Here is a 12,321-nt window from a genome sequence, read left to right as displayed (position 1 = left end):
GGAAAAGACCTGCGGTCGTTTTCCACCCTACATTCGGGATCACAGGGCGATCCCCCGATGCCAGACCCGTTCGCCGGTCACCGTGTGGTAGGGCGGACGGTTCAGTTCGTAGGCCATGCTCATGGCGTCGAGCATGCTCCAGAGGATGTCCAGCTTGAATTGCAGGATCTCCAGCATGCGCGCCTGGGCCTCGCGGGTGGTGTAGTGCGCGAGGGTGATGCGCAGGCCGTGCTCGACATCGCGGCGCGCCTCGCTCAGGCGCTTGCGGAAGTAGTCGTAGCCGCCGGCCTCGATCCAAGGGTAGTGCGCCGGCCAGGTGTCGAGGCGTGACTGGTGGATGGTCGGGGCGAACAGCTCGGTCAGCGAGCTGCTTGCCGCCTCCTGCCAGCTGGCGCGGCGGGCGAAGTTGACGTAGGCGTCCACCGCGAAGCGCACTCCGGGCAGCACCAGCTCCTGGGAGAGCAACTGCTCGCGCCTGAGCCCGACCGCCTCGCCGAGGCGCAGCCAGGCCTCGATGCCGCCCTCCTCGCCGGGCGCGCCGTCGTGGTCGATGATCCGCTGGATCCACTCGCGGCGGGTTTCGCGGTCCGGGCAGTTGGCCAGGATCGCGGCATCCTTCAGGGGGATGTTCACCTGATAGTAGAAGCGGTTGGCCACCCAGCCCCGGATCTGCTCGCGGGTCGAGCGGCCCTCGTACATGGCGACGTGGAACGGGTGGTGGATGTGGTAGTAGGCGCCCTTGGCGCGCAGCGCCTGCTCGAATTCGGCAGGGCTCATGGCTGGCTCGGTCATCGTGGCTCCTCGGCGGCCGCGACCGGCGCGGCACGTTGTTGTTCTGGTGGTGCCTGGCACCTTGCGTAGGGTGGGTTAGGCCAGAGGCCGTAACCCACCAACCGGCTGCAAGGCCGGCAATCGCGACGCCTGACGGCATCGTTGGTGGGTTACGCCGCTACGCGGCTAACCCACCCTACGATCCGCCTTACAGCTCGATGCTCATGCCGTCCCAGGCGACCTCGACGCCGCGCGCGGTCAGTTCGGCGCGCTCGGGCGAGTCCTCGTCGAGGATCGGGTTGGTGTTGTTGATATGGATGAGCACCTTGCGCCCGCGCAGGCCGTCGAGCACTTCGAGCATGCCGCCTGCGCCGCTCTGCGGCAGGTGGCCCATCTCGCTGCCCAGCTTGCTGCCGCAGCCGGCATGGATCATCTCGTCGTCGCGCCACAGGGTGCCGTCGACCAGCAGGCAGTCGGCGCGGCGCATCCACCAGTTGAGCAGCGGCGCATCCACCTGGCCGAGGCCGGGGGCGTAGAACAGCACGCCGCCGGTGCGGCTGTCCTCGACCAGCAGGCCGAGGTTGTCGCCCGGGTGCGGGTCGTTACGGTGCGGCGAGTACGGCGGCGCCGCACTGCGCAGGGGAATCGGCGTGAAGCGCAGGGCCGGGCAGGCATCGATCACGAACGGCCGGTCCAGCTCGATGGGCTTCCAGCGCAGGCCGCCGTTCCAGTGGCCGAGCATGCGAAACAGCGGGAAGCCGCTGGTCAGGTCCTGGTGGACCATCTCGCTGCACCACACCTCGTGGGGGCAGCCCTCGCGCAGGCTGAGCAGGCCGGTGGTGTGGTCGATCTGGCTGTCGAGGAGGATCAGCGCGCGGATCGCCGTGTCGCGCACTGCGCGGGCCGGCTGCAGGGCCGGGAAGGCCTCGATCTGCGCGCGGATGTCCGGCGAGGCGTTGCAGAGAATCCAGTTCTCCCCGTCGTCGGACAGGGCGATGGAGGATTGGCTGCGCGCCGTGGCCCTCAGGGTGCCCTCGCGCAGGCCGCGGCAGTTGCGGCAGTTGCAGTTCCACTGGGGAAAACCGCCGCCGGCGGCCGAGCCGAGAATTCGGATATGCATGGCAGTTCCGTCTGGGGAAGGCCCCGGCACGCCGGGGCCACTCGTTCAACGGTTGGCGAAATACAGGGTCACTTCGAAACCGATGCGCAGGTCAGTGAAGGCGGGTTTGGTCCACATGACAGACTCCTTGCAAGTGCGTGGTGGTGGGTCAGGTTCATCCCGTTCCGACTATTTCGACGGGACATGCAGCGATCCGTTCGGAATGCCGGCAAGGAACGCCTGGCGTCCGACAGGCGAACGAGCGGCCTTGGCAGCCACGGCTCTTCTTTCCATTAAAGAAGAAAAGGCCCCGGGCGGCCGGAGCCGCCCTCAGCCGCGCCTTTTCCCCGGCATCTCGATGCCATGCTGGTTCACCCGGCGGTACAGGGTGGCGCGGGAGATGCCGAGGGATTCGGCCGCCGGCCCCGGCTTCCAGCGGTGGCGGACCAGCGCGTCGAGCAGCGCCTGGCGCTCCGGGTCGGAGGCCAGGGCGGCGGCGTCCTCGCCGGTGGCCAGGCGCCCGCCGCGCAGTTCGGCCGGCAGGTCGCCCGGCTGGATCACTCCGCCGGCGCACACCGCGCAGGCGTAGCGCAGGGCGTGGCGGAGCTGGCGCACGTTGCCCGGCCAGCGGTAGCCGAGCAGGCACTCCAGCGCCGCGGCGCTCAGGCCAACGGGCTCGCCGCAGGACTCCGCCTCCTCCTCCAGCACGCGGTTGATCAGCGCCAGACGGTCGCTGCGTTCGCGCAGCGGCGGCAGCTCGAAGCGCGCGCCGCCGATTCGAAAATACAGGTCCTCGCGGAAGCTGCCGTCGGCGACCATCGCCGCCAGGTCGCGGTGGGTGGCGCAGATCACCTGGATGTCCACCGCCTGGCGCCGCGCCGCGCCCAAAGGCGCCACCTCGCCCTCGGCGAGCACGCGCAGCAGGCGGGTCTGCAGGGTCAGCGGCATGTCGCCGATCTCGTCGAGGAACAGGGTGCCGCCGTCGGCCTGCTGCAACAGGCCGCGCATGCCCTTGCTGGAGGCGCCGGTGAAAGCGCCGGCAGCGTAGCCGAACAGCTCGCTCTCGATCAGGCTCTCCGGGATCGCCGCGCAGTTCAGGGCGACGAAGGGCTTGCCGCGGCGGGCGCTGGCCTCGTGCACCTGGCGGGCGAAGACTTCCTTGCCGGCGCCGGTCTCGCCCTGGATCAGCACCGGCAGGTTGCGGTCCTTGACCCGTACCGCCAGGCGCAGGTGCTCGGCGATGCGCGGATCGAGCTCGGCGCCGCGCGCCGCGACCCGCGGCACCGGCCGGCTCTGGCGCGGCGGTGCGCTCAGGCGGACGTACAGGGCCGGCGCGTCGCCGCGCCCGAGCAGCGGCTGGGCAACCCCGTCCCCGGCGGCACGCAGGGCGTCCGGATCGAACACCTCGGCGATGTGGCCCGGCACCTCGCCGAAGCGCTGGCGCAGGTAGCGGCGCGCCGCCGGGTTGAGCGCCAGCAGGCGGCCGTCGGCGTCCCAGGCGAACAGGTAGTCGGGCTGGCTGTCGACGTAGCCCGGCGCGGCGTGGGCGCGCAGTATCCAGTGCCCGCCGGCGCTGTGCATGAAGAAGGCGTTCTCGATCTGCCGGGCGCTCTGCGCCACCAGCTGGCGGACCAGGGTCTGGCTGCGGCGGTCGTCGGGCGACTGCACCGCCGAGACGTCGAGCACCCCGAGCAGTTCGCCCTGCGGGTCGAAGACCGGCGCCGCCGAGCAGGTCAGGCCGATGAAGGCGGCGCGGAAGTGGTCGCGCTTGTGCACCGTCAGCGGCATCTTGCTGGCCAGCACGGTGGCCACCCCGCAGGTGCCCTCCTCGCCCTCCGACCACCAGGTGCCGAGGTCGAGACCGGCCTTGCGGCAGTCGCTGCGGATCGCCGAATCGACCCGGTAGTCGAGGGTCCGCCCCTGGGCATCGGCGAGCAGCACGCAGTAGTCGGCGCCGCGCACCTGGCCGTGCAGGCGGCCGACCTCCTCGCTGGCGATGCGCAGGAACAGCTCGGCGCGTTCGCGGCACTCCTTGAGCAGGGTCTGGTCGAGGATGCGCGGCCCCTGCAGGGAGCCGGGGTCGAGCCGGTGCTGCTCCGAGCGGCGCCAGGAATCGAGGATGGGTGCGGGAACCGGCGCCTGGGGCAGGCCGGAGGCGTTCTTCAACACGCGGCTGACACAGTCCACGTGGGCTTTCGAGTGTGCGGAAAGCATGCTGTCTCCGTTTCTCGTCGTCTTGTTGTTGTTTCCCCATTAAGCACCCTTCCCCCCGCAGCGACAAGCGCCGGAGCGGAGAAGCCCGACGCTGAGACGGAGCGTCTCGGCATCTCAGCGCAACGGCCGTCGCGCTGACACCCGGCGTCTCGCCCGAGCCTCCGCCAAGCCCGCCAGCCTACCGAGAAAACCGCTCTAGCACGGGGCTTTTCGGCAACATCCAGCACTCTGGCACCGCCCTTGCTCTCTCCCCTGGCAGAAGCGGCCGGCAGCCCCGGCCCATAACAACAAGCACAGGTGCCCCATGTCCGAGTCATCCCTTCCCGAATTCTCCCTGTCCGGCAAAGTCGCCCTGGTCACCGGGGCCGGCCGCGGCCTCGGCCAGGGCATCGCCCTGAGCCTGGCCCGCGCCGGCGCCGACGTGGCGGTGGCCGACCTCGATCCGGCCGGCGCCGAGGAAACCGCCGCCCAGGTCCGGGCCCTCGGCCGGCGCAGCCTGGCGCTGGCGGTCGACGTCGCCCGCCAGGACAGCGTGCAGGCCATGGTCGCCAAGATCGTCGAAGGCTTCGGCCGCCTCGACGTGGCGGTCAACAACGCCGGGGTGATCGGCATCCACAAGGTCGGCGAGCTGACCGTCGAGGAATGGGACCGGGTGCTGAACGTCAACGCCCGCGGCGTGTTCCTCTGCTGCCAGGCCGAGCTGGAGCCGATGCGCGCGCAGCGCTGGGGGCGGATCGTCAACGTCGCCTCGATCGCCGGCAAGGTCGGCTTTCCCGACCTGTCCCACTACTGCGCCTCGAAGTTCGCGGTGGTCGGCTTCAGCAACGCCCTGGCCAAGGAGGTCGCCCGCGAGGGCATCACCGTCAACGCGCTCTGCCCCGGCATCGTCGGCACCGGCATGTGGCGCGGCGAGCAGGGCCTGGCCAGCCGCTGGCGGCAGGCCGGCGAGAGCGAGGCGCAGTCCTGGGAACGCCACCAGGCCAGCCTGCTGCCGCAGGGCGAGGCGCAGACCGCCGAGGACATGGGCCAGCTCGCCGTCTACCTGGCCTGTGCCCCGCACGTCACCGGCCAGGCCATCGCCGTCGACGGCGGCTTCTCGCTCTGACTCCGGGGAACGCCGCCATGAACCAACCTCCGCTGACCGTGGGGATCATTCCCAACCCGGCCTCCGGCCGCGACCTGCGCCGCCTGACCGCCAACGCCGGGCTGTTCTCCAGCACCGACAAGGCCTCGGTGGTGCAGCGCCTGCTCGGTGCCTTCGGCGCCACCGGCATCCAGCGCGTGCTGCTGCCGACCGACATGACCGGCATCGCCGCCGCGGTGCTCAAGGCCAGCCGCGGCCGCCACGCCCTGGACAACCGCTGGCCGGAGCTGGAAATCCTCGATATCCGCCTGCGCCAGACCGTCGAGGACACCCGCCTGGCGGCGCGCCTGATGGCCGAGCGCGGCGTCGCGCTGATCGCCGTGCTCGGCGGCGACGGCACCCACAAGGCGGTGGCCGCCGAGGTCGGCGACATTCCCCTCTTGACCCTCTCCACCGGCACCAACAACGCCTTTCCCGAGCTGCGCGAGGCGACCGGCGCCGGGCTCGCCGGCGGGCTCTTCGCCAGCGGGCGGATTCCGCCGGAGATCGGCCTGCGCCGCAACAAGCGCCTGCTGGTCCGCGAGGCGCGCCGCGGCCTCTGCGAATGGGCGCTGGTGGACGTGGCGGTATCGCCGCTGCGCTTCGTCGGCGGCCGGGCGATCAGCCGCGCCGAGGACCTCGCCGAAGTCTTCGTGACCTTCGCCGAACCCCACGCCATCGGCCTGTCGGCGCTCTGCGGGCTGTGGTGCCCGGTGTCCCGGCAGGCCCCCGAAGGCGCCTGGATGCGCCTGCACCCAGAGGCCCGCGACGCCCTGCTGGCGCCGCTCGCCCCCGGCCTGCTGCAGGGCTGCGGGGTGGTCGCCGCCGGCACCCTGGAGCCGGGCGTGGCCCATGCGCCCAGCCTGAACGGCGGCACCCTGGCGCTGGACGGCGAGCGCGAGATCGCCTTCGCCGCCGGCGACCGGCCGACCGTCACCCTCGATTCCCACGGCCCGCTGAGCATCGACGTGGAGGCCGCCCTCGCCTACGCGGCGCGCCACCGCCTGCTGTCCATCGGCCGCGAACACCCGCAACACCCCGTGAACCTTTCGTGTTGAAACAACCCAGGAGAACAACAATGACCACCCACCTGTCAGCCGAGCAGCTGCTGCATGCCTACCGGGTGATGCGCACCATCCGCGTCTTCGAGGAGCGCCTGCACATCGAATTCGCCACCGGCGAGATTCCCGGCTTCGTCCACCTCTATGCCGGCGAGGAAGCCTCCGCCGCCGGAGTCATGGCCCACCTGCGCGACGACGACTGCATCGCCTCCAACCACCGCGGCCACGGCCACTGCATCGCCAAGGGCGTGGACGTGCACGGGATGATGGCCGAGATCTACGGCAAGAAGACCGGCGTCTGCCAGGGCAAGGGCGGCTCCATGCACATCGCCGACCTGTCCAAGGGCATGCTCGGCGCCAACGGCATCGTCGGCGCCGGTGCGCCGCTGGTCGCCGGCGCGGCGCTGGCCGCCAAGCTCAAGGGCAGCGACGCGGTGGCCGTGGCCTTCTTCGGCGACGGCGCCTCCAACGAGGGCGCGGTGTTCGAGGCGATGAACCTCGCCGCGATCATGAACCTGCCGTGCATCTTCGTCGCCGAGAACAACGGCTACGCCGAGGCCACCGCCTCCAACTGGTCGGTGTCCTGCGACCACATCGCCGACCGCGCCGCCGGCTTCGGCATGCCCGGGGTGACGGTGGACGGCTTCGACTTCTTCGCCGTCCACGAGGCCGCCGGTGCCGCCGTGGCCCGCGCCCGCGCCGGCGAAGGCCCGTCGCTGATCGAGGTGAAGCTGACCCGCTACTACGGCCACTTCGAGGGCGACGCCCAGACCTACCGCGACATGGACGAACTCAAGGAGATGCGCGAGGTGCGCGACTGCCTGAAGCAGTTCCGCGACCACACCGTCGCCGCCGGCCTGCTCGACATCTCGCAACTCGACGACATCGACGGCGAGGTGGAACGGCAGATCGAGGACAGCGTGATCAAGGCCAAGAGCGATCCCAAGCCGCCGGCGGCCGATCTGCTCGCCGACGTCTACGTGTCCTACCCCTGAGCCCCCATTCCTAGGAGAACCATCATGGCAAGAAAAATCAGCTACCAGCAGGCCATCAACGAAGCCATGGCCCAGGAAATGCGCCGCGACGAGACCGTCTTCCTGATCGGCCAGGACATCGCCGGCGGCGCCGGCGCACCGGGCGAGCAGGACGCCTGGGGCGGCGTGCTCGGCGTCACTAAGGGGCTCTACCACCAGTTCCCCGGCCGGGTGCTCGACGCCCCGCTGTCGGAGATCGGCTACGTCGGCGCGGCGGTCGGCGCCGCCACCCGCGGCATGCGTCCGGTGTGCGAACTGATGTTCGTCGACTTCGCCGGCTGCTGCCTGGACCAGATCCTCAACCAGGCGGCGAAATTCCGCTACATGTTCGGCGGCAAGGCGGTCACCCCCTTCGTGCTGCGCGCCATGTACGGCGCCGGCCTGCGCGCCGCCGCCCAGCACTCGCAGATGCTCACCTCGCTGTGGACCCACATCCCCGGCCTCAAGGTGGTCTGCCCCTCCTCGCCCTACGACGCCAAGGGCCTGTTGATCCAGGCGATCCGCGACAACGACCCGGTGATCTTCCTCGAGCACAAGATGCTCTACGGCATGCAGGGCGAGGTGCCGGAAGAGCTCTACACCGTGCCCTTCGGCGAGGCCAACTTCCTGCGCGAGGGCGACGACGTGACCCTGGTCACCTACGGCCGGATGGTCCACCTGGCGATGGACGCCGCCGCCAGCCTGGCGCGCCAGGGCATCGGCTGCGAGGTGCTCGACCTGCGCACCACCAGCCCGCTGGACGAGGACAGCATCCTCGAAAGCGTCGAGAAGACCGGCCGCCTGGTGGTGATCGACGAGGCCAACCCGCGCTGCTCGGTGGCCACCGACATCTCAGCGCTGGTCGCGCAGAAGGCCTTCGCCGCCCTCAAGGCGCCGATCGAGATGGTCACCGCGCCGCACACCCCGGTGCCCTTCACCGACTCCCTGGAAGACCTGTACATCCCCAACGCGGCGAAGATCGAAGCCGCGGTCCTGAAGATCGTCGACAAGAGGAAGGTTGCATGAGCCAGATCCATACCCTGACCATGCCGAAGTGGGGTCTCTCGATGACCGAGGGCAAGGTCAACGCCTGGCTCAAGGAAGAAGGCGCCAGCATCGCCAAGGGTGATGACGTGCTCGACGTGGAAACCGACAAGATCTCCAGCAGCGTCGAGGCGCCCTTCTCCGGCGTGCTGCGGCGCATCGTCGCCCAGGAGGACGAAACCCTGCCGGTCGGCGCCCTGCTCGCCGTGGTGGTGGAAGGCGAGGCCTCCGACGAGGAGATCGACGCCGTGGTGCAACGCTTCCAGGCCGAGTTCGTGCCCGGCGGCGAAGACGAGCAAGACTGCGGCCCGGCGCCGCAGAAGGTCGAACTGGACGGCCGCACCATCCGCTTCTTCGACCGCGGCGAGGGCGGCGCCCCGCTGCTGCTGATCCACGGCTTCGGCGGCGACCTGAACAACTGGCTGTTCAACCACGAGGCACTGGCCGCCGGCCGCCGGGTGATCGCCCTCGACCTGCCGGGCCACGGCGAGTCGGGCAAGACGCTCAAGAGCGGCGACCTCGACGAGCTGAGCCGGGCCGCGCTGGCCCTGCTCGACCACCTGGACATCCAGCGCGCGCACCTCGCCGGCCACTCGATGGGCGGCGCGGTGTCGCTGAACCTGGCGCGCCTGGCACCCGAGCGGGTGCTCTCGCTGACCCTGATCTGCAGCGCCGGCCTCGGCGCGGAGATCAACGGCGACTACCTCAACGGCTTCGTCGAGGCGAGCAACCGCAACGCCCTCAAGCCGCAACTGGTGCAGCTGTTCTCTGACCCCGCGCTGGTCACCCGGCAGATGCTGGAAGACATGCTCAAGTACAAGCGCCTGGAGGGCGTCGAGGCGGCGCTGCGCCAGCTGGTCGAGCGGCTGTCCGCCGGTGGCCGCCAGCAGATCGACCTGCGCGGCGTGCTGGAACAGGGCCGCCATCCGGCGCTGGTGATCTGGGGCAGCGACGACGCGATCATTCCCGCCGCCCATGCCCAGGGCCTGCCGGCGCAGGTGGAGATCCTGCCCGGCCAGGCGCACATGGTGCAGATGGAAGCGGCCGACGAGGTCAACAAGCTGATCCAGGCCTTCCTCGCCAAACACTGAAACCGGCGGCGGCCGGTCCCCGAGATCGGTCGCCCGCTCATCGCAAGCCCTGAAGGAGAAAAGAACAATGACAACATCCCTTGGTGCAACCATGCGCGCCGCCGTCTGGCATGGCCGTCAGGACATCCGCGTCGAAGACGTGCCGCTGCCCGCCGACCCGCCGCCCGGCTGGGTGCAGATCCGCGTCGACTGGTGCGGCATCTGCGGCTCGGACCTGCACGAATACGTCGCCGGCCCGGTGTTCATCCCGGTCGAGAAGCCCCACCCGCTCACCGGCATCCAGGGCCAGTGCATCCTCGGCCACGAATTCAGCGGCGAGATCGTCAAGCTCGGTGCCGGCGTGAGCGGCTTCGCCCCCGGCGAGCGGATCGCCGCCGACGCCTGCCAGCACTGCGGCACCTGCTACTACTGCCGCAGCGGCCTGTACAACCTCTGCGAGCAGCTGGCCTTCACCGGGCTGATGAACAACGGCGCCTTCGCCGAGCTGGTGAACGTGCCGGCCGAACTGCTCTACAAGCTGCCGGCCGGCTTCCCCGTCGAGGCCGGCGCGCTGATCGAGCCGCTGGCGGTGGGCATGCACGCGGTGAAGAAGGCCGGCAGCCTGCTCGGCCAGAACGTGGTGGTGGTCGGCGCCGGGACCATCGGCCTGTGCACCATCATGTGCGCCAGGGCGGCCGGCGCGGCCCAGGTGATCGCCCTGGAAATGTCCTCGGCACGCAAGGCCAAGGCGCTGGAAGTGGGCGCGAGCCTGGTGCTCGATCCCAAGGAATGCGACGCGCTGGCGGAAATCCGCGCCCGCACCAACGGCCTCGGCGCCGACGTCAGCTTCGAGTGCATCGGCAACAAGCACACCGCCAAGCTGGCCATCGACGTCATCCGCAACGCCGGCAAGAGCGTGCTGGTCGGCATCTTCGAGGAACCCAGTTCGTTCAACTTCTTCGAACTGGTCTCCACCGAGAAACAGGTCATCGGCGCCCTGGCCTACAACGGCGAATTCGCCGACGTGATCGCCTTCATCGCCGACGGCCGCCTGGACGTCAAACCGCTGATCACCGGCCGCATCGGCCTGGAGGAAATCGTCGGCCGCGGCTTCGAGGAACTGGTCAACAACAAGGAACACAACGTCAAGATCATTGTTTCGCCGCATTGACGAGGGGGACGGCGCGGAGCGGCGGGGGCCGCTTCGCCTACTGGGCTAGGGGCGGGATGGCGTTGAAGAGTTGGCCAGGAGATCGTGCGGACTGATGAGGCTCCATACTCCCAACTGAGTAACCGTGACAGGTAGAAAGCAGCGAGGCTACTGTGCATTACGCATTTACACCGTGCTCGGGCATACTGGCGCAGCAAACAACGAGGGGCGCCCTATGCCGATGGATTACAAGCAATATCAGGACGAAGTTACTGCCGATATCGCCGAGGTTCTGAGTAATGCTCAGTGTCAACCAATCCTATTCGTCGGTTCAGGCTTCACAAAACGTTATGCGGATGGCCCCAACTGGGAGGAGTTGCTCACGTTACTTGCTAAAAACTGTCCGCTGATTGACAAGGATTTCGCTTACTACAAGCAGATGCACCAAGGTGATCTCAAGAGAATAGGATCCGTATTTTCCGACTTATACCGTGAGTGGGCGTGGGGTACTGGTAAGTCGAACTTTCCAGACGCCTACTTCACAGCTGAGGCACCGAGTGACATCTTCATAAAACATGCGATCGCTGAACTACTGAAGGACTTTGGACCTGACTCGACGGGCTCATATGGCTCAGTTGAACGTGATACAGAGATCAATGCGCTGAAGAATATCAGCGCGCACGCCATCATTACGACCAACTACGACGAGCTTATTGAGCCGCTATTTCCCGACTATGAGCGCATTATCGGGCAACAGATTATGCGGAAGGGATACCTGTCGATTGGGGAAATTTTCAAGATTCATGGCTGCCGTACAATCCCGGAATCGATTGTCATCAACGAATCGGACTATACGCGCTTCGAGGAGGATCACAAGTATCTTAGCGCCAAGCTTCTGACATACTTCATAGAGCACCCACTGATTTTTATCGGTTACCGTGCCGAGGATCCAAATATTAAAGCGATACTCTATGATGTAGATAGGATGGTTCGTGCCAAGTATCAACTAGTTCCCAATATCTATATCTTGGAGTGGGATCCAAAAATCGACGATAAATCGTATCCAGCCCGTGACAAGGTGATTTCGGTAGCCACCGATGTCAACATTCGGATCAAGAGTATCAGCGCCTCATCGTTCGAATGGGTATTTAAAGCATTTGGTCAAGCAGGCGACCTTGAGAAGATCAACACTAAGCTTCTTCGTTCGCTTATGGCCAGATCAGTCGACTTAATCCGCTCCGACATACCCAAGAAGCATGTAGAAATCGACTTTAAACAACTTGAGCACGCCGTCGAGTCAGGGGAAACCTTTGCGACGCTGTTCGGTGTGACATCGCTATCTGATCCGTCGAAGGTAAACCTTAACTATAAGTACGTACTTACTGGAGTGGCTCAGAAGCTTGGTTTTTCGACTTGGCACAAAGCACGTGACTTAATAACAATTCTTCGTGAGCAGTCGGGCTTCGACATGACAGCCACAGACAATAAATACCACATTAAGGTAAAGATGGGTCACAAATCGACCAACTGGACCCATAAGTACACCGACGCAGCCGTTGATTTGCTTCGCAAAGTCATGAATGGTGAGGACTACCAAGTTGATAAAGACACTATCAATGTCGAAGATGTGTTGAAAAAATAGGGCATGTTCGCCACCTCAAGTTGGGAGGAATGAATATAAAGCTTCTTCCTGAGTCGACTGGGTGGTTGTGCGCAGTGGCGGGTACTCCGCATATCCTACCGAACGACCGTGACAGGCAGAAACCGTATTGCACT

General features: G+C 67.0%; 11 protein-coding genes. 7 read left to right on the top strand and 4 right to left on the bottom strand.

Annotated features, from left to right (window positions below; translation table 11 throughout):
- Nucleotides 1-39 precede the first annotated feature (39 nt).
- The 4 genes from pqqC to ACG10_RS04365 all read right to left on the bottom strand — a co-directional run bounded on the left by pqqC (nt 40) and on the right by ACG10_RS04365 (nt 4,084).
- Nucleotides 40-792, bottom strand: coding sequence for a pyrroloquinoline-quinone synthase PqqC (gene pqqC, locus ACG10_RS04380; RefSeq protein ID WP_089167281.1), 753 nt, complete (start codon nt 790-792; stop codon nt 40-42).
- Nucleotides 793-979: 187 nt separating this feature from the next.
- The gene (pqqB, locus tag ACG10_RS04375; RefSeq protein WP_089167280.1) at nt 980-1,891 is read right to left on the bottom strand and encodes a pyrroloquinoline quinone biosynthesis protein PqqB; all 912 of its coding nucleotides are present in this window, start codon (nt 1,889-1,891) and stop codon (nt 980-982) included.
- A 45-nt stretch (nt 1,892-1,936) separates the two neighbouring features.
- Nucleotides 1,937-2,008 carry a pyrroloquinoline quinone precursor peptide PqqA gene (gene pqqA, locus ACG10_RS04370; protein ID WP_072432761.1) on the bottom strand — a complete coding sequence of 24 codons (72 nt, stop codon included), beginning with the start codon at nt 2,006-2,008 and terminating at the stop codon, nt 1,937-1,939.
- 192 nt (nt 2,009-2,200) lie between these two features.
- Entirely contained in the window at nt 2,201-4,084 is a 1,884-nt protein-coding gene (locus ACG10_RS04365; RefSeq protein WP_089167279.1) for a sigma-54-dependent Fis family transcriptional regulator, read from the bottom strand.
- A 304-nt stretch (nt 4,085-4,388) separates the two neighbouring features.
- Here ACG10_RS04365 and ACG10_RS04360 point away from each other — a divergent pair, with 304 nt between their 5' ends.
- The 7 genes from ACG10_RS04360 (at nt 4,389) to ACG10_RS04330 (ending at nt 12,187) form a co-directional block, all read left to right on the top strand.
- Nucleotides 4,389-5,189, top strand: coding sequence for an SDR family NAD(P)-dependent oxidoreductase (locus ACG10_RS04360; RefSeq protein WP_089167278.1), 801 nt, complete (start codon nt 4,389-4,391; stop codon nt 5,187-5,189).
- Between the two features lie 17 nt (nt 5,190-5,206).
- Nucleotides 5,207-6,265, top strand: coding sequence for an ATP-NAD kinase family protein (locus ACG10_RS04355; protein ID WP_089167277.1), 1,059 nt, complete (start codon nt 5,207-5,209; stop codon nt 6,263-6,265).
- A gap of 20 nt (nt 6,266-6,285) precedes the next feature.
- Complete coding sequence (locus tag ACG10_RS04350) at nt 6,286-7,263, top strand: thiamine pyrophosphate-dependent dehydrogenase E1 component subunit alpha (RefSeq protein ID WP_039802190.1); 978 nt, start codon at nt 6,286-6,288, stop codon at nt 7,261-7,263.
- A 24-nt stretch (nt 7,264-7,287) separates the two neighbouring features.
- Nucleotides 7,288-8,307 (top strand): alpha-ketoacid dehydrogenase subunit beta, encoded by a 1,020-nt coding sequence (locus ACG10_RS04345; protein ID WP_089167276.1) that lies wholly within the window; start codon nt 7,288-7,290, stop codon nt 8,305-8,307.
- Nucleotides 8,304-9,416 (top strand): acetoin dehydrogenase dihydrolipoyllysine-residue acetyltransferase subunit, encoded by a 1,113-nt coding sequence (locus ACG10_RS04340; RefSeq protein WP_089167275.1) that lies wholly within the window; start codon nt 8,304-8,306, stop codon nt 9,414-9,416. The genes ACG10_RS04345 and ACG10_RS04340 overlap by 4 nt, the downstream gene beginning before the upstream one ends.
- Before the next feature lie 91 nt (nt 9,417-9,507).
- The gene (locus tag ACG10_RS04335) at nt 9,508-10,566 is read left to right on the top strand and encodes a 2,3-butanediol dehydrogenase (RefSeq protein ID WP_232487251.1); all 1,059 of its coding nucleotides are present in this window, start codon (nt 9,508-9,510) and stop codon (nt 10,564-10,566) included.
- 124 nt (nt 10,567-10,690) lie between these two features.
- The gene (locus ACG10_RS04330) at nt 10,691-12,187 is read left to right on the top strand and encodes an SIR2 family protein (RefSeq protein WP_198319013.1); all 1,497 of its coding nucleotides are present in this window, start codon (nt 10,691-10,693) and stop codon (nt 12,185-12,187) included.
- The last annotated feature ends 134 nt before the right edge of the window (nt 12,188-12,321 follow it).

Source organism: Azotobacter chroococcum (assembly GCF_002220155.1).
Classification (GTDB): Bacteria; Pseudomonadota; Gammaproteobacteria; order Pseudomonadales; family Pseudomonadaceae; genus Azotobacter; species Azotobacter chroococcum.
This window is presented reverse-complemented; position numbering and strand designations above follow the sequence as displayed.